Genomic DNA, 20,773 nt, shown 5'->3' on the forward strand with positions numbered 1-20,773 from the left:
TGTTAAAATTCCAGACCGGCTTCGCGGGCTGCTTCAGCTAAGGCTGCCACGCGGCCATGGTACAGATAACCACCACGGTCGAATACAACAGTTTTAATGCCTTTTTCCAGGGCTTTTTGAGCGATTTCAGTACCAATCGCTTTGGCAGCTTCAATGTTGCCGCCGTAGTTTTCCTTGTTGCCTTTTTCTACGGTGCTGGCGGAAACCAGAGTTTCACCAGTAACATCATTGATGATTTGAGCATAGATGTTGCTCAGGCTGCGATATACATTGAAACGGGGTTTTTCAGTCGTTCCTACAATATTTCTCCGCATACGCAGATGCCGTTTTTGGCGAGCTGCGTTTTTATCTTTCTTGTTCAGCAAGAGATTCACTCCTTCCTTCTAGAAATTATTTCTTGCCTTTGGCGCCCGCTTTACCAACCTTACGGATGATATGTTCGCCAGCGTATCTGATACCTTTGCCCTTGTAGGGTTCGGGAGCACGCAGGCTGCGGATTTCAGCAGCAACAGCACCGACTTTTTCCTTGTCGATACCGGAAACTACGATTTGGCTCGGTACGGGAACTTCGAAGGTAATGCCTTCGGGAGGATCCATTACGCAGGGGTGGGAGAAGCCCAGGTTGAAGCTGATTGCTTTGCCTTGCTTCGTTGCACGATAGCCAACGCCTTGAATTTCCAGGGATTTGCAATAGCCTTCCGTAACACCAATGATCATGTTGTTGATCAGGGTCCGGGATAAGCCGTGGAGGCTGCGATGTACTTTATCATCGCTGGGACGAGTCACAGTGATGACGCCGTCTTTCAGTTCCACGGTCAATTCTTTACTGATCTGACGGCTCAGTTCGCCTTTAGGTCCCTTAACGGAGACCAGGTTATCTTCTACCGTTACCGTTACCTTATCAGGCACAGTAATGGGAGTTTTTCCGATTCTTGACACTTATAAGCACCTCCGGTCCTTTAGGATTGATCTTACCAAACGTATGCGACAACTTCGCCGCCCAGTCCAGCCTTCCGGGCTGCTTTATCAGTCATCATGCCCTTGGAAGTGGAAATTACTGCAATACCCAGGCCGCCCAAAACGCGGGGCAGTTGGTCTTTTTGCGTGTAAACTCTCAAACCGGGTTTGGAGATACGTTTGATGCCGGAAATAACTTTTTCCTTGTTAGGACCGTATTTCAGCTGTACACGGATCACATTCTGATGTTGTCCGGGAACGACTTCGAAATCTTTAATGAATCCTTCGCTCTTCAAAATTTCTGCAATGGCAGTTTTAATTTTGGAGCAGGGGATTTCAACTTTATCGTGATGCACCGAGTTGGCGTTACGAATTCTCGTAAGCATATCGGCAATCGGATCAGTCATAGTCATTTACAAATACCCTCCTTCCTTGTAATCCGCTCTTACCAGCTTGCCTTCGTTACACCGGGAATAGCGCCTTCGTAAGCGTATTTCCGGAAGCAAATACGGCAAATGCCGAATTTACGCATGTAAGCGTGCGGTCTGCCACAAATTTTGCAGCGGTTATATTTACGAACCTTGAATTTCGGTTCAGCTTTCCATTTTTCGATCAATGCGGTCTTTGCCACGGTTTTCCCTCCTTATGCCCCAAACGGCATACCAAGAAGCTTCAGCAGTTCTCTGGCTTCTTCGTCGGTCTTAGCAGTAGTAACAATGATTACGTCCATGCCGCGAACCTTGTCGACCTTATCATAGTCGATTTCAGGGAAAATCAGCTGTTCTTTCAAGCCGATGGAATAGTTGCCGCGGCCGTCGAAGGACTTGGGGTTAACACCTCTAAAGTCACGTACACGGGGAAGGGCAATATTCATGAATTTATCCAGGAACTCGTACATCCGGCTGCCCCGCAGCGTAACTTTTACGCCGATAGGCATGCCTTCACGCAGTTTGAACGCAGCGATGGATTTTTTAGCTTTGGTGATAATGGGCTTTTGACCAGCAATCATGGTCATGTCTGCTACAGCAGAATCAATAGCCTTGCTGTTGGTCACAGCTTCGCCGCAGCCGATGTTCAGTACAACTTTTTCCAGTTTAGGAATTTCGTTGACGTTTTTATAGTTGAATTTTTCCATTAAGCCTTTAACAGCTTCGGAAGTATATTTGTCTTGCAGTCTCGTTGCCATCTGATATCCTCCTTTCCCACAAATTATTTGTCGATTACTTCGCCGCATTTTTTGCAGGCTCTGACGTATCCTTCGCCTACAGCTACTTTCTTAATGCGGGTGGGTTTCTTGCAGGACGGGCATACCAGCATTACGTTGGAAACACTGATTGGTGCTTCTTTGGTAACAATGCCGCCCTGGGGGTTGCTTTGGGAAGGTTTCGTATGGCGCTTAACTTCGTTGACGCCTTCTACAGTAACCTTGGATTTCTTCGGGAAAGCAGCGATTACTTTGCCTTCCTTGCCTTTATCTTTACCAGCCAATACCACAACGGTATCGCCTTTTTTAACGTGCAATTTTACGGCCTCAGCCATGTCTGCAACACCTCCTTATTGTGCTTGTTCTTAGAGCACTTCCGGTGCCAGGGAAATGATCTTCATGTAGTCTTTTTCACGCAGTTCGCGGGCAACAGGTCCAAAAATACGGGTGCCCCGCGGGGTCTTATCATCTTTAATCAAAACGGCTGCGTTTTCATCGAAACGGATGTAAGAACCATCCGGACGACGGGTTCCCTTTACGGAACGAACCACAACGGCCTTTACAACTTCACCTTTTTGGACAACGCCACCGGGTGTAGCATCCTTAACAGAAGCCACAATTACGTCACCAATGTTAGCATATTTACGATAGGAACCGCCTAACACACGGATACACATAATCTTTTTGGCACCGGTATTGTCCCCAACATTCAGCACAGTCTGCTGTTGAATCATGGTTTACCTCCCTTGCCAAGCAATGCTCAGCAGTATCACTTATTTCGCCCGTTCTACGATTTCTACAACGCGCCAGCATTTATCCTTAGACAAAGGACGGGTTTGGGTAATCTTCACAGTATCGCCAATATGGGCATCATTGTTTTCGTCATGAGCTTTTAATTTAATGGTATGCATTACGCCTTTTTTGTACAGAGGATGCTGTACCAAACGTTCGATAGCCACAACAACGGTTTTCTGCATCTTGTCGCTAACGACCTTACCAGTACGCGTAACACGCATATTTCTCTCTTCAGCCACGGAATTTTCCTCCTTCGCTTAGGATTAACTCGGATTAGGAGTTAATTTCGCGTTCCCGTTGGATAGTTTTGATCTGGGCAATGGACTTCTTGACTTCTCTGATTTTCATCGGATTTTCCAATTGTCCGGTTGCCATCTGAAAACGCAAGTTAAACAATTCATCTTTTAAGCCTGCCAGCTTCGTATCCAACTCTGCAACAGACATTTCTCTAATTTCTGTAGTTTTCATTAAGCTTCACCACCTACTCCATTTTCACGCGCGGTGACTTCGGCATCCAACTGAGCTTTGGTTACGAAACGGCTCTTGATCGGCAGTTTGTTGCCAGCAAGACGCATAGCTTCTTTAGCAATGTCTTCCGTTACACCGGCCATTTCGAACATAACCCGGCCCGGTTTCACCACTGCTACCCAGTATTCAGGAGAACCTTTACCACTACCCATACGGCTGCCAGCGGCTTTGGCCGTTACAGGTTTGTCAGGGAAAATCTGGATCCATACTTGACCGCCACGTTTGATGTAACGGGTCATTGCAATACGGGCTGCTTCAATCTGACGGTTGGTAATCCAAGCGGGTTCCAGTGCAACCAGACCAAATTCACCATGAGCAACTCTGTTGCCACGCATTGCACGGCCTTTCATGCGGCCTCTATGTTGTTTACGATGCTGTACTCTCTTCGGTAATAACATTATTTCGCCCCTCCTTCTTGCGCTTCAGGAGCTTCTTTTTTCACAGTTCTGGTAGGCAGAACTTCACCTTTGTAGATCCATACCTTTACGCCGATACGGCCATAAGTGGTATGAGCTTCTGCAGTCCCGTAGTCGATATCGGCACGCAGGGTGTGCAGAGGAATGCTGCCATCACGGTAGCTTTCGGTACGAGCAATTTCAGCTCCGCCCAGACGGCCTGCGCATTGGATTTTGATACCCTTTGCACCCAGACGCATGGTACGGCCAACGCACTGCTTCATGGCACGACGGAAAGCAATCCGGCGTTCCAGCTGGGAAGCAACGTTTTCAGCAACCAGAGTAGCATCCATATCCGGGGATTTAACCTCGATGATGTTGATGTCCAGCTTGCTGTCAGTCAGCTTAGCCAGGTCTTTCTTCAGCAGTTCGATGTTGCTGCCTTGGCGACCGATTACGATGCCCGGTTTAGCAGTATAGATGCTGATGCGCATCTTTTGTTCCGTTCTTTCGATGGTAACCCGAGAGATACCAGCTTGGAATTGTTTATCTTTAATGAAGTCACGAATCTTGATGTCTTCCAAAAGATTTTTTTGATAGTCTTTGTCGGCGTACCACTTAGAATCCCAATCAGCAATAACGCCCACTCTGAAACCATGTGGATTAACTTTTTGCCCCACTATTCATTCCCTCCTTCTGTCAGGATGTTATTTTTCTGCAACAGCCACGGTCACATGGCTGGAACGTTTCAGGATCTTGAAAGCCTGTCCACGAGAACGCGAATGAATTCTCTTCATGGTAGGGCCCTGATCAACGAAACAGCTGGAAACAACCAGGTTGTCAACGTTCATGTCGAAATTATGTTCAGCATTGGCAACAGCGGAACGCAGAACCTTTTCAATAACCTCAGAACCAACCTTCGGGGTGAATTTGAGGATTGCAAAGGCTTCGTTTACGGACTTGCCGCGGATCAAATTGATTACGATACGCAGTTTGCGCGGTGCAATGCGGATGTATTTAGCAACTGCTTTAGCTTCTTCCATCTATATTATCCTCCTTCCCCTTCTTATTTAACGGCTCCGGCTTTATCGCCATGGCCCTTGAACAAACGGGTGGGAGCGAATTCGCCTAATTTATGGCCGACCATATCTTCGGTAATATATACAGGCACATGTTTCCGACCGTCGTGAACGGCGATGGTGTGGCCCAAAAATTCAGGGAGAATGGTAGAGCTGCGAGACCAGGTTTTAATAACTTTCTTTTCCGAAGCAGCGTTCAGCGCTTCAACCTTCTTCAGCAGACTAGCTTGGACATAAGGTCCTTTTTTAACGGATCTGGACACTCTTTATGCCTCCTTTCAAAAAGCTCTATTATTTTGTTCTACGTTTCAGGATCAGTTTAGAAGACGCCTTCTTAACCTTACGGGTACGAGTACCAAAGGCGCTCTTGCCCCAAGGAGTAACAGGACGCTTACGACCAACAGGAGAGTGGCCTTCACCACCACCATGCGGATGGTCGTTCGGGTTCATAGCAACACCGCGGTTGGCAGGACGAACGCCCATCCAACGAGAACGGCCAGCTTTACCCAAAGTCAGGTTTTCGTGGTCCAGGTTGCCGATCTGACCGATGGTAGCGCGGCAGTTAATGTGTACCTGACGCAGTTCACCAGAAGGCAGACGCAGCAGAGCGTAGGAACCTTCCTTAGCCATCAATTGGATAGCAGCACCGGCGGAACGGCCCAGTTGGCCACCCTTGCCGATTTTCATTTCCACGTTGTGAACCATGGTACCCAGAGGGATGTTCAAGAGAGGCAGGGAGTTGCCAACTTTGATATCAGCCTGAGGACCGCTGACAATAACATCGCCCACTTTCAGGCCTTGAGGAGCCAGAATGTAGCGTTTTTCACCATCAGCATAGTTCAGCAGAGCAATGTTGGCGCTGCGGTTGGGATCATACTCGATGGTAGCAACTTTAGCAGGCACATTGTCTTTATTCCGTTTGAAATCGATGATACGATATTGTCTTTTATGACCGCCGCCCTGATGACGAACCGTCATTTTACCGGTGTTGTTGCGGCCGGCATGTTGGTTCAGTTTTACAACTAAAGGGCGATGGGGCTTGTCCGTAGTAATCTCTTCAAAGGTGGACACAGTCATGCTGCGTCTGGAAGGAGAATACGGATTAAAGCTTTTAATAGCCATTGTTTGACCTCCTTAGACGAATTACATTCCTTCGAAGAGCGGAATCGTGTTGCCTTCTGCCAGCTTAACGATTGCTTTCTTATAATCGGAACGCTTACCTTCATATTTACCCATCCGCTTGGTTTTGCCCATAACGCGGATCGTGTTTACATTCACAACCTTCACATTGAAGATAGCTTCAATGGCTTGGCGGATTTCAGTTTTGTTGGCACCAATTGCTACTTGGAAAGTGTACTTGTTGTCCTTCATCATGTCGGAAGTCTTTTCAGTAACAATGGGTCTTACGATAATGTCGCGAGGATTAGCAGCCATTATGCGAGCACCTCCTCAATTCTTGCTACGGCATCTTTAGCCAGCAGTACTTTTTCAGCATTCAGGATATCGAATACGTTCAGGCAGTCATTGGACAGAGCCTTTACTTTTTCAATATTCCGGGAAGACTTTTCTACGTTTTCATCCTCACCATCGGTGATCAGCAGAGCTTTTTTGCCTTCTGCTTCGAAGCCTTGCAGCATAGCTACAGCGCTCTTGGTTTTCGGTGCGTCGAAGGTCAGACCATCAACGATTACCAGTTCACCAGCAGCAACTTTAGCGCTCAGTGCGCAGCGGATAGCCAGACGACGAGCTTTGCGGGTCATGGATTTGGCATGGCTCCGGGGAGCGGGACCAAATACGGTACCACCGCCAACCCACAGGGGAGAACGGACGGAACCGGCACGGGCACGGCCAGTACCTTTTTGTTTCCAGGGTTTTCTGCCACCGCCGCGAACCATACCGCGGGTCTTGGTTGCATGAGTGCCCTGACGTTCATTGGCTTGCTGCATAACAACAGCCTGATGAACAACAGCTTCATTGAATTCTACGCCAAAGACGTAGTCCATCAATTCTATTTCTTCACCGGTCTGTTTACCGGTAATATCATAAATTGCTAATTTCGGCATTGAAACGCCCTCCTTTCAATCTTATTTCTTATTTGCTTTGACAACATCGGGGCGAACCGTGTCTCTCAGCAACAGGAAGGTACCAGCGGCACCAGGCACAGAACCTTTAACCATAATCAGGTTACGGTCTGCATCCACTTTAGCGATAGTCAAACGTTGAACCGTTGCACTGGTTCCACCCATACGGCCAGGTAATTTCTTACCTTTGATAACACGGCCGCCAGGACCGGAATGCATAGGACCATTAGAACCGGGTTCACGATGGGACTTGGAACCGTGTTTCATAGGACCACGTGCAAAGTTGTGGCGCTTGATCGTACCAGCGAAGCCTTTACCGCGGGAAACGCCGACAGCATCCACCAGATCACCGGCTGCGAAAATATCAGCCGCAATCTTGTCGCCAACTTTATAATCAGAGGGTTCGGTCAGACGCAGCTCACGCACGTATTTCACAGGAGATACGCCGGCTTTGTCGAAGAAGCCCTTCATGGGTTTGTTAACTTGTTTTTCTTTGATTTCACCAAAACCGAGCTGCAGGGCATTGTAGCCGTCGCTTTCTTCGGTCTTGTTTTGCAGCACGACGCAGGGGCCCGCTTCTACAACAGTAACGGGAACCAAAGTACCGTCAGCTTCAAAAATTTGGGTCATGCCTAATTTCTTGCCTAAGATTCCTTTAGCCATATTCGCACACCTCCTTACGCTTTGATCTCAATATCTACACCAGCAGGAAGATCCAAGCGAGTCAGTGCATCGATCGTCTTAGCTGTAGGTTCCAGAATGTCTACCAGTCTCTTGTGGGTTCTCATTTCGAACTGTTCACGGGAGTCTTTGTTGACATGAGGAGAACGCAGAATCGTATAGATGTTCTTTTCGGTAGGCAGCGGAATCGGGCCGGATACTTGAGCACCGGTACGTTTTGCCGTCTCTACGATTTTGGAAGCACTTTGATCCAGTGCTTTGTAGTCATACGCTTTCAGGCGTATACGGATTTTTTGAGTCTTTGCCATTGATAATTTCCTCCATTCGCCACGTTTCTAAGAACGGACATACTCAGCAAAAGTTCCCTTCTTGACCAGGCAGGCCAGAAGCCATCTTCTGCCTCATCGCGGGCCCATTAAACATAAGAATATGAGGGGCTTTGGCCACGCCCCTCATATGGGCTTACATCATTTATCGGATAAACCTTGCGGATTAACCTTCGATTTCGGTAACAACGCCAGCGCCTACCGTATGGCCACCTTCGCGGATAGCGAAACGCAGACCTTGTTCGATAGCGATCGGGGTGATCAGTTCAACGTCCATTACAACGTTGTCGCCAGGCATAACCATTTCGGTACCTTCAGGCAGGTGAGCCACACCAGTAACGTCGGTAGTTCTGAAGTAGAACTGAGGACGATAGCCGTTGAAGAACGGAGTATGACGGCCGCCTTCTTCTTTGGTCAGTACGTATACTTGGCCTTTGAATTTGGTATGAGGATGAATGGAACCGGGTTTAGCCAGAACCTGACCTCTTTCAATTTCGCTTCTGTCAATACCGCGCAGCAGGCAGCCGATGTTGTCGCCGGCTTCAGCCTGATCCATGGTCTTACGGAACATTTCCAGACCAGTAGCAACGGATTGTTTCTTTTCTTCGCTCAGACCAACGATTTCAACCGTGTCGCCAACTTTGATTACGCCACGTTCTACACGGCCAGTAGCTACGGTGCCGCGGCCGGTGATGGTGAATACGTCTTCAACAGGCATCAGGAACGGTTTAGCCAGGTCATGGACAGGAGTCGGAATGTATTCGTCAACAGCATCCATCAATTTCATGATGTTTGCTTCTTGTTCTTTGTCGCCTTCCAGAGCTTTCAGTGCGGAACCAACAACGATGGGCACTTCATCTCCAGGATAGCCGTATTGGCTCAGCAGTTCGCGAACTTCCATTTCAACCAGTTCGATCAGTTCAGGATCGTCAACTTGGTCGGATTTGTTCAGAAACACAACGATAGCAGGAACGCCAACCTGGCGGGCAAGCAGGATGTGTTCACGAGTCTGAGGCATAGGACCATCAGCAGCGGATACAACCAGGATTGCGCCGTCCATCTGAGCAGCACCAGTGATCATGTTCTTTACATAGTCAGCATGCCCCGGGCAGTCAACGTGTGCATAGTGTCTTTTTTCGGTTTCGTATTCAACGTGGGCAGTGTTGATGGTGATACCACGTTCTCTTTCTTCAGGAGCCTTATCGATCATGTTGTAGTCCATGAACTGAGCGCCGCCGCGTTCAGCCAGAACTTTGGTGATAGCAGCAGTCAGAGTGGTCTTGCCGTGATCGACGTGACCGATGGTACCAATGTTAACATGGGGTTTGGTTCTATTGAATTTCTCTTTAGCCATTGTTATTTCCTCCTAATTGATCACAGGTCTTAGTCCTGTGCGTTTCCTTTGTTTTTAGCAGTAATTGCTTCAGCAATATTCTTAGGAACTTCTTCGTAGTGATCTACTTCCATGGAATAGTTGCCGCGGCCCTGAGTCTTGGAACGCAGGTCCGTTGCGTAACCGAACATTTCGGACAGAGGAACGAAAGCAGTGATAACTTGGGCACCGCTTCTGGCTTCCATGCCTTCGATACGGCCACGACGGGAGTTCAAGTCGCCGATTACATCACCCATGTATTCTTCAGGGATGACAACTTCGACTTTCATGTACGGTTCCAGCAGAACAGGGTTTGCTTTCTGTGCACCGGACTTGAAGCCCATAGAACCGGCAATCTTAAATGCCATTTCAGAGGAGTCGACTTCGTGGTAGGAACCGTCGTATACGGTAACGCCGATATCAACCATCGGGTAACCAGCAACAACGCCGTTTTCCATAGCTTCCTTAACACCTGCTTCAACAGGAGCAATGTATTCTTTAGGAATAGCGCCGCCCACGATCTTGTTTTCGAACTTGAAGCCTTCGCCCGGTTGCAGCGGAGTCAGTTCCAGCCAGCAATGACCATACTGACCTTTACCACCGGACTGACGAACGAACTTACCTTCGGATTTGACACTCTTGCGAATGGTTTCTCTGTAAGCTACCTGCGGGTTGCCCACGGTGCAGTCTACGTTGAATTCTCTTCTCAGACGGTCAACAATGATATCCAAGTGCAATTCGCCCATACCGGAAATGATGGTCTGGGAGGATTCGGCATCCGTGCGAACCCGGAAGGTCGGATCTTCTTCAGCCAGTTTGCCCAGGGCAACGCCCATCTTTTCTTGGTCGGCTTTGGTTTTCGGTTCAATAGCTACAGAGATTACAGGATCAGGGAATACCATGGATTCCAGGATAATCGGTGCTTTTTCATCGCACAGGGTATCGCCGGTGCTGGTATCCTTCAGGCCTACAGCTGCTGCAATATCACCAGCGAAAACTTCTTCAATTTCCGTACGGTGATTGGAGTGCATACGCAGGATACGGCCGATTCTTTCTCTCTTGTCTTTATTGGCGTTATATACATAGGAGCCGGCGGTCAGGGTACCGGAGTACACTCTGAAGAATGCCAGACGGCCTACATACGGGTCAGTTGCAATCTTGAAGGCCAGAGCAGCGAACGGTTCAGAGTCGCTGGAAGGTCTTTCTTCTTCTTCGCCCGTTTCAGGGTTGGTGCCTTTGATGGCAAGAACATCCAGAGGAGAAGGCATGTAATCAACGATGGCATCCAGCAGGGGCTGTACGCCTTTGTTCTTGTAGGAAGAACCGCAGGTTACAGGATACAGTTTGCATTGGCAGGTCATCTTACGGATGGCGCCTTTGATTTCTTCTTCCGTCAGGTCTTCACCTTCCAGATATTTTTCCATCAAGTCATCGTCGCTTTCAGCAACAGCTTCCAGCAGGATCTGACGGTACTTCTGGGCGGTTTCAACATAGGCTTCCGGAATGGGTTCGAATTCTTCTTCCTTGCCCAGCTTGTCTCCGTAAACAATTGCCTGCATCTTTACCAGGTCGATCAGACCTTCGAAAGTATCTTCAGCACCAATAGGTACTTGAATTGCAACTGCATTTGCACCCAGGCGATCTTTCATCATTTGAATAACATTGAAGAAATCAGCGCCGGTGGTATCCATCTTATTTACATAAGCGATACGGGGTACATTGTATTCTTCCGCTTGACGCCAAACCGTTTCGGATTGGGGCTCAACGCCGCCTTTGGCGCTGAATACGGCCACGGAACCATCCAGTACACGCAGGGAACGTTCAACTTCTACGGTGAAGTCAACGTGCCCCGGGGTGTCGATGATGTTAATGGAATGGCCTTTCCAATGACAGGTCGTAGCAGCGGAAGTAATCGTAATACCACGTTCTTGTTCCTGAACCATCCAGTCCATGGTGGCAGCGCCATCGTGAACTTCACCGATCTTGTGAGTCTTGCCGGTGTAGAACAGGATACGTTCCGTGGTAGTAGTTTTACCAGCATCGATGTGAGCCATGATGCCGATGTTTCTGATTTTATCTAAGGGAAACTCTCTACCCACGAATTACTCCTCCTTAATGAATCTTACCAACGATAATGGGCAAACGCTCTGTTTGCTTCAGCCATCTTATGAGTGTCTTCACGTTTCTTAACGGAAGCGCCCGTGTTGTTTGCAGCGTCCATCAGTTCGCCGGCAACACGTTCATACATGGTTTTTTCTCCGCGCAGACGAGAATAGTTGACCAGCCAACGGATTCCCAGAGTCGTTTTGCGGTCGGCTCTTACTTCAACAGGAACCTGGTAGTTGGCACCGCCCACCCGGCGTGCTTTAACTTCCAGAACAGGCATTACGTTCTTCATGGCAGTATCGAAAACTTCCATGGGGTCCTTACCCGTCTTGGAGTGGATCAAATCAAAAGCGTCATATACGATACGCTCGGCAACACCTTTTTTACCGTCGAGCATAATTTTGTTGATGAATCTGGTCAAAAGTTTGGAACCATATACTGGATCCGGTAATACGTCTCTTTTAGTTACAGGACCTTTTCTCGGCATCTGTATTTCCTCCTTCGTTATTTATCATTCTGCGTGCCAGCCAAAATTATTTCTTAGCTGCTTTCGGGCGCTTAGCGCCATATTTGGAACGGCCCTGGTTGCGATCAGCAACACCGGCGGTATCCAATGCGCCGCGAATGATGTGATAACGAACACCGGGAAGATCCTTTACTCTGCCGCCTCTGATCAGAACAACGCTGTGTTCCTGCAGGTTATGGCCAATACCAGGAATATAGGCAGTGACTTCAATACCATTGGTCAGACGGACACGAGCAACCTTCCGCAGTGCGGAGTTAGGTTTCTTCGGAGTGGTGGTGTACACTCTCGTGCAGACACCACGTTTTTGTGGTGAATTTTTTAATGCTGGCGCCGTTGATTTTTGAGTAATTACTTGTCTACCTTTACGAACCAATTGGTTGATTGTAGGCATTCCGGCACCTCCTTTCTCGAGTATAAGATTTAATGATTATAAAAACCTTCTGCAGGGCAGAAGATTCTACCGGGTTTTGAGTACAGCGGCTACGGATGCTCCCACGTGGATGCCGCAGGCCTTGCCAAGCTCCTGCATGGTAGAGACTGTTTCCAGTCTTACGCCAGCAGCTTCGCACAGCGCCTTGATGGGCCCCGTTACATGTTCATCCGCATCCAGGGCAATCAGCGCTCCCACAGCCTGACCTCTGGCTATGGCTTTCTGGGACTGCTTCACACCAACAACAACGGGCGAGCCGTTTTTCACGTCTGCGAGAAACAATTTCACACCTCCGAAAGACATAGTAACCCCTGTGACACTCGAGTATTGTAACATTCTTGACACCCCATGTCAAGAATTTTTTTCGTTTTTTATGGCCTTTTGGCACGATTTTAAGCCGCTCTTTCTTTACACAGTGCCTAGTGTATCATAAACCCTAGAAACCCGCATTTTTCCCGGGTTTTTCCTGGGACTTTTTCCCTGAAATTGGATGGAAATCGCAAGAAATTTAGAACGGAAAACCTTTTTTCTTCCCCGCGGCCCCAATATTTCACAAAAAGTTTTCAAATTTATTTTTTCTGGATAACGAAAAGAGCTGCGAAAAACGCCAAGGTATTTTTCACAGCTCTCTTTGCTTGAGACAAAAGTTTTATTTCTTTAACGTATTGGCAATCAGGGCAATAAACACCAGATCGTCCTTGCCGGTGTTATACAAGGCATGGGTGCCTCCGTCCGGGCAGAAGGTTACGTCCCCGGCCTTTACGGCCACCTTCTTGTCCTCATCGGTGTATTCCCCTTCCCCTTTCAGCAGGTAGTAGGTTTCGTTGTTGCCCTCGTGCTTATGCAGGGGCACAGCGCAGCCCGGGTGCAGGGTGATTTGGGCAAACATCTCGTTGGCTCCCCCAAAAGCTGCGGGATCCATGATCACTTCCCGGATAATGGTGCCGGTACCCGGATTTTCCTTCACGACTTTTTCCAGTTTCGTATAAACTGCCATAAGAACGCCTCCCTATTTTTCCGTGGTGACTGCATACTCACTGCCGTTGGAGATAATGGTAATGTCACCGTTGTCATACGTATTATAAATCTTTGCGCCGGCGGTCTTCAACCGTTTCAGCACAGTTTTGTTGGGATATTTCCGGGTGCCCGGTTCGTTGCCGCAGCTGATTACCGCCACCATGGGCTTCACCGTTCTCAGCCAATTCATGGAGCTTGACGTATTGCTGCTGTGATGCCCCACCTTCAGCACGTCGCTTTTCAGTTCCTTGGCATCGTACAGGCTCATAATCTTGGCTTCCGTCTGGGTGTAGGCATCTCCGGTGAACATCATGGTGAAATCCTGATAGGTAAAGCGCATGACCATACTGTTGGGATTCACGTTGGTATCCCCGGGCACCGTTAGATGGTCCTTCTCCGGCCAAAAGACCTTAAAGGAAGCCCCGTTCTTCAGGGGAATATCCATGGGCGCCGTCACCAGCACTGCGTCAATGTGCTTATCCTCAATGAGCTTCTTGACCTTTTTCATCAGCCCCGACTGGGGATTGACCACATTGGTGTAGTACACATGCTCCACGTGGAGGCTGTTCAGAATGGCCACCGCCCCGCCAATATGGTCCTTGTGGGGGTGGGTCAGGAACAGGCCATCAAGAGAATTCACACCCAGTTTCCGCAGCCGGGCCACCAGGGTATTGCCGTCCTCAAACAGCCCCGTATCCACCAGGTAATTCTTCTTGTCCACCTGAATCAAGATGCTGTCCGCCTTCCCCACGCTGAGCATGGTGATTTTTAACGGTCCATCTACCTTTTGAACCAGGGTGGCCTCGTGAGCCGGAGGCTTAATGGGCGTTACCGCCTGGGTTCCCGCCTTAGGGCTGGGACTGGGTTTACTGCCCGTCCCCTGGCTCAGACCGCAGCCCGCCAGCAAAAATTGCAGGGCCAGCAGCAGGCTGGCCACCTTACCCCAAATTCCGTGCCATTTTTTCATCAATTTCGCTCCTTTCTGCCAAAAACGCCGCAGCAATCAAAGACGACTGCTCCGGCGTTTTTGTTTTACCAATTTTTTGCTGGTTTTCCATACCTTGGCCAGACCGGACACCAAAAGGATGCCAATGGCAATGGCCGTAGCATCCAGGGCCGCTCCGATAAAGGTATGCATCCCCATGCTGTAGGAATCCAGCATGGTATAGTTCATGGCCCGGTACAAAGGAAGTCCGGGCACCAGGGGAATCACCCCGGGAATGGAAAAGATAGGCACCGGCTGCCGGTACCAGCGGGCAAACACCTCGCTGCACAGGGACAGTGCCACAGTGCCGGCAAAGTTGCTGAGCATGGAGCTAAGCCCCAGCCCGCTAAGCAGCACAATATAAACCCCAAAGCCCACCATCCCTACAAAGCCGGCTTTGTACAGGCAGTTTTTGGGGCAGTCAAACAGCTTCCCGAAAGCTACGGTAGCAAAAAACGAGAAGATGGTCTTGATTACAATGGTTACAGCTAGCGGCATAGGTCCTCCTACATATACAGAACGCCCAGAACGGTAGCTATGCCAATAGCCACCCCGCCCACCAGGAAAATCGCTTCCCCGGCCCGGCAGGTGCCGCTGAGCAGATCCCCGGCCATAAAGTCCCGAATCCCGTTAGTAAAAGCCATCCCCGGCAAATAGGGCATCACGCCCCCGGCAATGGCCAATTCCATTACCGTATCCGGCAGAGCCTTGCGGAACAGTACCGCCACCAGACAGATAATAGCCCCTGCCATCGTGGTTTCCCAGAAGTTGCTGGGTTCAAAGGGAGAGACTGCCTTGACAAACGCCATGGACAAAAGAGAGCCTAAAAGGGCTGCGGTAAACTCCAAATAGCCGCCGCCCAGCACCACCGCAAAAAAGGCCCCAGCCAGCCCGGACCAAAAGATTTCCTCCCAGGCCGGCCGAGGGGGCCGGTGGAGCATTTCCTCCAGCTGGTCCATGGTTTCTTCAAAGCTCTTGTCCCAATGGGGCATGGCATAGGACATTTCATTGACTTCACTGATCAGCGTCAGATTGGTGCCCCGTTTGGTAATCCGGTACATCAGGCTGTCCCCTTCCAGGGTTTCCCGGCCCAGCATCACCAGGGACGGAGTGCAGAAGGCCGCCACATTGTTCATGCCGCCTTCGTGGCAGATGCGCAGCATGGTATCTTCCACCCGATAGGTTTCTGCCCCGCTGCACAAAAGGATTTTCCCTGCCGTCAGGGCAATCTTCAGCACCTGCTCCTTGCTCATCGCCGCCAAAGTACTTGCCATAATTGTCTCCTTTACCGCTGAAACAGTTCCGCCACTGCCGCCCGGAACCGGTTGGCCCCGCCCATGGAGGGATGGGGCACCGCCGCACAGGGCACCCCGTATTTTTCCAGGGTCCCGGCGCTTTTCCGGCCGATGGCAATCACCTGCATCCCCGGCACCAGGTCCAGCAGCATCCGGGCAAATACAATGCCCTGGTCCAATTCCGGCCCTGTGGGGGTCCGGTTGGTCAAAATGCCGCTGGGCTTATAGGGATGAAAAGGATAAATATTCCAAAGAATGGTCTGGAAGGAGGCCAGCTGCTGATGGGCCAGCTCCCCCCACATAATGGTGGCAGTGGGTTCGTTGAACCCCTGCTCCTTCTGTTTTTTGTTTAAAAGCGGACTTTCCGGATTGCTGGTCCGCCGGTAGTCCCAATCTCCCAGCACCACCTCCGGCCGTACGTCCGGATGGTGGCCCAAAAGGATCCGCTCGCTGGTCATGGCCATGCCGGAAAAATGGCCTCCCTGGTAACCCAGGCCTTCGGCAATAAACAGATAGCGGGCCTCCTGCCGCAGTTCCAGGTACCGTTTCAGGTTGGCCGCCCGGATAAGCGGCGCCTGGGGCCCAATATCACAGGAAGGATCATAGTCCACCCAGGGATTGAAGCTGGTTTCTGAGTGCACCTGCTGCAGGGCTGCAATAAATTCTTTAATGGTCATTCTAACGACTCCATGAGGGCTTCCCATTTGGTCATCAGCCCGTCCAAAATCTCACTAAGTTCTTCGTATTCCTTGGCCAGTTTGGTACTGGTTTCCAAGTCCTGCTGGTTGGCCGGGTCGGCAATCTGGCCGCTGAGGACCTTCTGCAGGGCCTCATATTCCCGGATTTTCAGTTCCACCTGGGGCAGCAGCTTTTCCGCTTCTGCCGGGCTGTAGGCCGGTTTCTTCGGTTCCTCCGCCTTCGGGGCAGCAGGGACCGCCTCCCTTTGGGCAGGAGCCGGAGCCTCTTTTTTCGTTTCCTTCGGGGCAGCCGGCGCAGCCGCTGTTCCCATTCCCTGGCGTTTGGCCTTTTCTTCCTGGTAGAAATCGTAGTTGCCCTTGTAGTCCGTTACGCGGCCATTTTCCACGGCCCAAATCCGGCCGGCAATCTCATTGACCAGATAACGGTCGTGGCTGACCAGCAGCACCGTGCCGTCAAAGGTCTCCAGGGCTGCTTCCACCGCTTCCTTGGCAGCAATATCCAAATGGTTGGTGGGTTCGTCCAGGAGCAGGCAGTTGGCCCCGTCCAGTACCAGCTTGAGCAGCACCAGCCGGGCCTTTTGGCCCCCGGACAGGGTACCGATGACCTTAAACACATCGTCCCCGTGGAACAGCATGCTGCCCAAAAGCCGCCGGGTCTGTTCGTCGGTGTAGCCATATTCCGTCAGGAAGTTTTCCATAATGGTCTGCTTTTCATCCAGCCGCTCGTAGCTCTGGGAGAAGTAGCCAATCTTCACCCGGTTGCCAATCCTGGCCTCCCCTTTAAGGGGCGGCAGATCCTGAAGGATGGTCTTCAAAAGGGTGGATTTCCCGCAGCCGTTGGGGCCGATAATGGCCACCTTTTCGCCTCGGCGCAGGGTCAGGTCCACATCCTTCAGCAGCAGGGTGCCGGGATAGCCCACGTCCAGATGCTCCAGCATAATGACTTTTTCCGCGGACTCTGCCGCATGGGGCAGCCGCAGCTCAAATTCTTCTTCCTTTACCGGAGCCTCAATCCGTTCCAGCCGGTTTAGCTGGGACTGGCGGCCCCGGGCCATCTTGCTTTTGATGCCCGCCTTATAGCGGCGGATGTATTCTTCCGTTTTGGCGATATATTCCTGCTGGGCTTCGTAGGCCCGGGTCTGGGACAGCACCTGAATGGATTTCTGCTCCAGATAGGCCGAATAGTTGCCCTTGTAGCGGTGCAGGGTGCCCCCCTCCATTTCCAGGATTTCCTCGGCTACATGGTCCAGGAAGGCCCGGTCATGGGAGATCACCAGGACCCCGCCCCGAAACTCCTGCAAATATTTTTCCAGCCATTCACTCATAACAATGTCCAAGTGGTTGGTAGGTTCATCCAAGACCAATAGGTCGGGGGAGTTTACCAGGGCCGCCGCCAGCATCAGCCGGGTCTTTTGACCGCCGGACAGCTTGTCCGCCCGGTCATTCCAGGTTTCTTCCGGATACCCCAGACCTGTCAGGACCTTTTTGATATTGCTTTCGTAATGGTAACCGTCCAAATGGGCATAGCGGTTTTCCGTCCGGGCGTACTGGTCCAGGACCTGCTGCAGTTCGTCCCCCTGGGCCGTGCCCCCAGCTTCTTCCAATTCCCGCATTTTCTGCCGCAGGGCCAGGATATCCGGGCAGGCTCCCTGCATAAACTCCCAGATGGTTTCCTCCCGGAAGTCGTTGAAACCCTGCTGGACGTAGCCCAGTCGCAGTTCCCCGGCAAATTTCACCGTGCCCCCGTCGGCAAAGTCCGGTTGGAGCAGGCATCGCAGCAGGGTAGTTTTCCCGCTGCCGTTGACGCCTACTAATCCCACCTTTTCCCCTTGGCGGATGGTAAAGCTTACATTTTTAAAAATATCGTGGACGCCGAAGCTTTTCTTCAAGCCGTCCACGGTGACTAAAATATCCATACCTCTATTCTTCGTATCCGTTGGGATGCCCTTCGTGCCAGCGCCAGGCAGTGGTGACGATTTCCTGGATGGTGCTGTGGCAGGGCTGCCAATGGAGCTCCTCTTTGATTTTGGCGGAGGAAGCAATCAATTTGGCCGGATCCCCAGCCCGTCTTGCTTCTTCCTTCACGGTGAAGTCCCGGCCGGTAACCTTCTTCACGGCGTCAATGATTTCCCGGACGGAGAACCCGTTTTCCGTGCCCAGGTTGTACACCCGGCTGCTGCCGCCCTCTGCCAGATGGTTCAGGGCCAACACATGGGCAGAAGCCAGATCCTTGACGTGAATATAATCCCTCAGGCAGGTGCCGTCGGGGGTGGGATAGTCCGTACCAAAAATGGACACGCTGTCCCGCTTGCCCTGGGCTGCCTGGAGAATCAGGGGAATCAGGTGGGTTTCCGGCCGGTGGTCTTCCCCGATATTGCCGGCAAGGGCTGCGCCGGCTGCATTAAAGTAGCGCAGGGCCACGTAGTTCAGACCATAGGCACTGCTGTAGTCCGCCAGCATCTTTTCAATCATCAGTTTGGTGCGGCCATACACATTGGTGGGCTTTAAGGGCATATCCTCCGTAATAGGCACCGCTTCCGGTTCCCCATACACGGCCGCCGTAGAGGAAAATACCAGCTTGTCCACGCCTGCTTCCCGCATGGCATCCAAAAGGCCCAGGGTGCCCGCTACATTATTGTAGTAGTATTTCCCCGGGTTCACCATGGATTCCCCCACCTGGCTGCTGGCAGCAAAGTGGAGCACCCCGTCGATTTCATACTGGCCCATAATATGCTTCAGGAAAGAGAAATCGTGGATATCCCCTTCAATCAGCTGGACCGTTTCCGGCACCGCATTCACATGACCGGTGCTGAAGTTATCATAAACAAAAGGAGTATAGCCCTTCTGGACCAGCTCCTCTACCACATGGGAGCCGATGTAACCGGCTCCCCCTGTTACTAGTACGTTCAATGTATTTCCTCCTATACCCGTTTGCCGCCAATCAGGTCCAGCATTTCCCGGGTCTTTTGTTTCAGCAGCTGTCCATCGCCCCGGGTTTCCACGTTCAGGCGGACCACCGGTTCGGTGTTGGATTTGCGCAGGTTGAAGCGCCATTCATTGTAGACCACGCTCAGGCCGTCCATCCGGTCTTGGATGCCGGACTTGAACCGGGCGGATAGGCTTTCCAGCACCTGGTCGGCGTCTTCCACCTCCAGGTTGATTTCCCCGCTGCAGGGATATTCCTGGATCCGCTGGTCCACCAGCTGGGACAGAGGCTGACCGGAACTGGAAATCAGGGCAATCACCAAAAGCCAGGGAATCATCCCGCTGTCGCAGTAGGAGAAATCCCGGAAATAGTGGTGGGCGCTCATTTCTCCGCCGTACAAGACCCCTTCCCGGCGCATGCATTCCTTGATGAAGGCGTGTCCGCTCTTGCAGCGCACCGGCTTGCCGTCAAACCGGGCAATGATGTCTTCCGTATTCCAGGTAAGCCGGGGATCGTACAAGATTTTGCTGCCCGGATGCTTTTGCAGGAAGTACTGGGCCAGAAGCCCTACCAGATAGTAGCCTTCAATGAAACGGCCGTTTTCGTCAAAGAAGAAGCAGCGGTCAAAATCCCCGTCCCAGGCAATGCCCAGGTCGGCTTTCTCTGCCTTTACCGCAGCCGCCGTAGCCTGCCGGTTTTCCGGCAGCAGGGGGTTGGGCACCCCGTTGGGGAAGTTCCCATCAGGGGTATCGTTGATCATTACAAAGCGGCAGGGCAGGTGCTTGGCCAGTTCCTTAACTACAGGCCCGGCACCGCCGTTGCCCGGGTTGGCCACAATTTTCAGCGGCAGCAGCCGGGAGCTGTCGATATAGGTCAGCAGGTGGTCCACATAGCTGGGCATAATGTTGACTTCTTCGTAATCGCCCCGTTTTTCCGCCTTGGGCACCCGGGTCTCAAAATCTTCAGCGGACACCAGGTCTGCCAAATCCTTCAGCCCCGTATCCGCAGAAATGGGCCGGGAACCGGAGCGGACCAGCTTCATCCCGTTATAGTCCTTGGGATTGTGGCTGGCCGTAACCATCATGCCTCCGTCCGCTTTCAGGTGGGCGGTGGCAAAATACATCATTTCCGTGCCGCACTGGCCCAAATCCCAGACGCTGGCGCCGCCGTCCCGCATACCTTCTGCGGCAGCCTTGCTGAGGGCCGGTCCGCTGAGCCGGATATCATGGCCGATCACCAGGTGCTTGGCCTTCAGGTAAAAGGCCAGGCTCCGCCCCAGGCGGTAGGCCAGTTCTTCATTGACTTCAGTGGGCACAATGCCCCGAATATCGTACGCTTTAAATGCTTTGGTACTGATCACGTAGGTTCCTCC

Annotated in this window: 31 protein-coding genes; all 31 read right to left on the reverse strand. The window is 51.3% G+C overall.

Features of this window, described 5'->3' with window-relative positions; genetic code table 11:
• Positions 1 to 2: 2 nt before the first annotated feature.
• Positions 3 to 365 (reverse strand): 50S ribosomal protein L18, encoded by a 363-nt coding sequence (rplR, locus tag LKE88_RS07900; RefSeq protein ID WP_423767611.1) that lies wholly within the window; start codon positions 363 to 365, stop codon positions 3 to 5.
• Between the two features lie 25 nt (positions 366 to 390).
• Positions 391 to 939 (reverse strand): 50S ribosomal protein L6, encoded by a 549-nt coding sequence (gene rplF / locus LKE88_RS07905; protein WP_276803273.1) that lies wholly within the window; start codon positions 937 to 939, stop codon positions 391 to 393.
• Positions 940 to 971: 32 nt separating this feature from the next.
• On the reverse strand, positions 972 to 1,370 hold the full coding sequence (rpsH, locus tag LKE88_RS07910; RefSeq protein ID WP_105326383.1) for a 30S ribosomal protein S8: 399 nt from the start codon (positions 1,368 to 1,370) through the stop codon (positions 972 to 974).
• Positions 1,371 to 1,402: 32 nt separating this feature from the next.
• The gene (locus LKE88_RS07915; RefSeq protein ID WP_012939249.1) at positions 1,403 to 1,588 is read right to left on the reverse strand and encodes a type Z 30S ribosomal protein S14; all 186 of its coding nucleotides are present in this window, start codon (positions 1,586 to 1,588) and stop codon (positions 1,403 to 1,405) included.
• Positions 1,589 to 1,600: 12 nt separating this feature from the next.
• Positions 1,601 to 2,143, reverse strand: a complete 543-nt coding sequence (gene rplE, locus LKE88_RS07920; RefSeq protein WP_105326384.1) for a 50S ribosomal protein L5 — start codon at positions 2,141 to 2,143, stop codon at positions 1,601 to 1,603.
• Between the two features lie 23 nt (positions 2,144 to 2,166).
• The gene (gene rplX / locus LKE88_RS07925; protein WP_105326385.1) at positions 2,167 to 2,496 is read right to left on the reverse strand and encodes a 50S ribosomal protein L24; all 330 of its coding nucleotides are present in this window, start codon (positions 2,494 to 2,496) and stop codon (positions 2,167 to 2,169) included.
• A gap of 30 nt (positions 2,497 to 2,526) precedes the next feature.
• Positions 2,527 to 2,895, reverse strand: a complete 369-nt coding sequence (gene rplN / locus LKE88_RS07930; RefSeq protein WP_105326386.1) for a 50S ribosomal protein L14 — start codon at positions 2,893 to 2,895, stop codon at positions 2,527 to 2,529.
• A gap of 39 nt (positions 2,896 to 2,934) precedes the next feature.
• The gene (gene rpsQ / locus LKE88_RS07935; protein WP_105326387.1) at positions 2,935 to 3,195 is read right to left on the reverse strand and encodes a 30S ribosomal protein S17; all 261 of its coding nucleotides are present in this window, start codon (positions 3,193 to 3,195) and stop codon (positions 2,935 to 2,937) included.
• Positions 3,196 to 3,229: 34 nt separating this feature from the next.
• Positions 3,230 to 3,424 carry a 50S ribosomal protein L29 gene (gene rpmC / locus LKE88_RS07940; protein WP_105326388.1) on the reverse strand — a complete coding sequence of 65 codons (195 nt, stop codon included), beginning with the start codon at positions 3,422 to 3,424 and terminating at the stop codon, positions 3,230 to 3,232.
• Positions 3,424 to 3,882, reverse strand: coding sequence for a 50S ribosomal protein L16 (rplP, locus tag LKE88_RS07945; protein ID WP_105326389.1), 459 nt, complete (start codon positions 3,880 to 3,882; stop codon positions 3,424 to 3,426). The genes rpmC and rplP overlap by 1 nt, the downstream gene beginning before the upstream one ends.
• Positions 3,882 to 4,559, reverse strand: a complete 678-nt coding sequence (gene rpsC, locus LKE88_RS07950; protein WP_105326390.1) for a 30S ribosomal protein S3 — start codon at positions 4,557 to 4,559, stop codon at positions 3,882 to 3,884. The genes rplP and rpsC overlap by 1 nt, the downstream gene beginning before the upstream one ends.
• Before the next feature lie 27 nt (positions 4,560 to 4,586).
• The gene (gene rplV / locus LKE88_RS07955) at positions 4,587 to 4,922 is read right to left on the reverse strand and encodes a 50S ribosomal protein L22 (protein ID WP_276803275.1); all 336 of its coding nucleotides are present in this window, start codon (positions 4,920 to 4,922) and stop codon (positions 4,587 to 4,589) included.
• A gap of 23 nt (positions 4,923 to 4,945) precedes the next feature.
• Positions 4,946 to 5,221: a 30S ribosomal protein S19 gene (gene rpsS, locus LKE88_RS07960; protein WP_105326392.1), complete on the reverse strand. Its 276-nt coding sequence runs from the start codon at positions 5,219 to 5,221 to the stop codon at positions 4,946 to 4,948.
• A gap of 28 nt (positions 5,222 to 5,249) precedes the next feature.
• Complete coding sequence (gene rplB / locus LKE88_RS07965; protein ID WP_105326393.1) at positions 5,250 to 6,080, reverse strand: 50S ribosomal protein L2; 831 nt, start codon at positions 6,078 to 6,080, stop codon at positions 5,250 to 5,252.
• A gap of 21 nt (positions 6,081 to 6,101) precedes the next feature.
• Entirely contained in the window at positions 6,102 to 6,392 is a 291-nt protein-coding gene (gene rplW, locus LKE88_RS07970) for a 50S ribosomal protein L23 (RefSeq protein WP_105326394.1), read from the reverse strand.
• Complete coding sequence (gene rplD, locus LKE88_RS07975; RefSeq protein WP_105326395.1) at positions 6,392 to 7,021, reverse strand: 50S ribosomal protein L4; 630 nt, start codon at positions 7,019 to 7,021, stop codon at positions 6,392 to 6,394. The genes rplW and rplD overlap by 1 nt, the downstream gene beginning before the upstream one ends.
• Positions 7,022 to 7,042: 21 nt before the next feature.
• Positions 7,043 to 7,702 (reverse strand): 50S ribosomal protein L3, encoded by a 660-nt coding sequence (gene rplC / locus LKE88_RS07980; RefSeq protein ID WP_105326396.1) that lies wholly within the window; start codon positions 7,700 to 7,702, stop codon positions 7,043 to 7,045.
• Positions 7,703 to 7,716: 14 nt separating this feature from the next.
• Positions 7,717 to 8,028, reverse strand: a complete 312-nt coding sequence (gene rpsJ, locus LKE88_RS07985) for a 30S ribosomal protein S10 (protein ID WP_012939263.1) — start codon at positions 8,026 to 8,028, stop codon at positions 7,717 to 7,719.
• Between the two features lie 184 nt (positions 8,029 to 8,212).
• On the reverse strand, positions 8,213 to 9,400 hold the full coding sequence (tuf, locus tag LKE88_RS07990) for an elongation factor Tu (RefSeq protein ID WP_105326815.1): 1,188 nt from the start codon (positions 9,398 to 9,400) through the stop codon (positions 8,213 to 8,215).
• A 29-nt stretch (positions 9,401 to 9,429) separates the two neighbouring features.
• Positions 9,430 to 11,517, reverse strand: a complete 2,088-nt coding sequence (fusA, locus tag LKE88_RS07995; protein WP_276803282.1) for an elongation factor G — start codon at positions 11,515 to 11,517, stop codon at positions 9,430 to 9,432.
• 23 nt (positions 11,518 to 11,540) lie between these two features.
• Positions 11,541 to 12,011 carry a 30S ribosomal protein S7 gene (gene rpsG / locus LKE88_RS08000; protein WP_105326398.1) on the reverse strand — a complete coding sequence of 157 codons (471 nt, stop codon included), beginning with the start codon at positions 12,009 to 12,011 and terminating at the stop codon, positions 11,541 to 11,543.
• Between the two features lie 46 nt (positions 12,012 to 12,057).
• Entirely contained in the window at positions 12,058 to 12,441 is a 384-nt protein-coding gene (rpsL, locus tag LKE88_RS08005) for a 30S ribosomal protein S12 (protein WP_012939266.1), read from the reverse strand.
• A gap of 66 nt (positions 12,442 to 12,507) precedes the next feature.
• A complete protein-coding gene (locus LKE88_RS08010) occupies positions 12,508 to 12,762 on the reverse strand; it encodes a L7Ae/L30e/S12e/Gadd45 family ribosomal protein (RefSeq protein WP_105326399.1) in 255 nt (84 codons plus the stop codon).
• Between the two features lie 367 nt (positions 12,763 to 13,129).
• On the reverse strand, positions 13,130 to 13,477 hold the full coding sequence (locus tag LKE88_RS08015) for a cupin domain-containing protein (RefSeq protein WP_105326400.1): 348 nt from the start codon (positions 13,475 to 13,477) through the stop codon (positions 13,130 to 13,132).
• A 12-nt stretch (positions 13,478 to 13,489) separates the two neighbouring features.
• Positions 13,490 to 14,464 (reverse strand): ComEC/Rec2 family competence protein, encoded by a 975-nt coding sequence (locus LKE88_RS08020; RefSeq protein ID WP_105326401.1) that lies wholly within the window; start codon positions 14,462 to 14,464, stop codon positions 13,490 to 13,492.
• A gap of 36 nt (positions 14,465 to 14,500) precedes the next feature.
• Positions 14,501 to 14,980 (reverse strand): threonine/serine exporter family protein, encoded by a 480-nt coding sequence (locus LKE88_RS08025; protein WP_105326402.1) that lies wholly within the window; start codon positions 14,978 to 14,980, stop codon positions 14,501 to 14,503.
• Between the two features lie 8 nt (positions 14,981 to 14,988).
• Positions 14,989 to 15,756 carry a threonine/serine exporter family protein gene (locus LKE88_RS08030; protein WP_105326403.1) on the reverse strand — a complete coding sequence of 256 codons (768 nt, stop codon included), beginning with the start codon at positions 15,754 to 15,756 and terminating at the stop codon, positions 14,989 to 14,991.
• An 11-nt stretch (positions 15,757 to 15,767) separates the two neighbouring features.
• Positions 15,768 to 16,454 carry a uracil-DNA glycosylase family protein gene (locus LKE88_RS08035; RefSeq protein ID WP_276803287.1) on the reverse strand — a complete coding sequence of 229 codons (687 nt, stop codon included), beginning with the start codon at positions 16,452 to 16,454 and terminating at the stop codon, positions 15,768 to 15,770.
• On the reverse strand, positions 16,451 to 18,391 hold the full coding sequence (locus tag LKE88_RS08040) for an ATP-binding cassette domain-containing protein (RefSeq protein WP_105326405.1): 1,941 nt from the start codon (positions 18,389 to 18,391) through the stop codon (positions 16,451 to 16,453). Before LKE88_RS08040 ends, LKE88_RS08035 begins: the two co-directional genes overlap by 4 nt.
• Positions 18,392 to 18,395: 4 nt before the next feature.
• Positions 18,396 to 19,385, reverse strand: a complete 990-nt coding sequence (galE, locus tag LKE88_RS08045) for a UDP-glucose 4-epimerase GalE (protein WP_105326406.1) — start codon at positions 19,383 to 19,385, stop codon at positions 18,396 to 18,398.
• Between the two features lie 11 nt (positions 19,386 to 19,396).
• Complete coding sequence (locus LKE88_RS08050; protein WP_105326407.1) at positions 19,397 to 20,761, reverse strand: phosphohexomutase domain-containing protein; 1,365 nt, start codon at positions 20,759 to 20,761, stop codon at positions 19,397 to 19,399.
• Positions 20,762 to 20,773 lie beyond the last annotated feature (12 nt).

This window comes from Acidaminococcus hominis (assembly GCF_022484025.1).
Classification (GTDB): Bacteria; Bacillota; Negativicutes; order Acidaminococcales; family Acidaminococcaceae; genus Acidaminococcus; species Acidaminococcus hominis.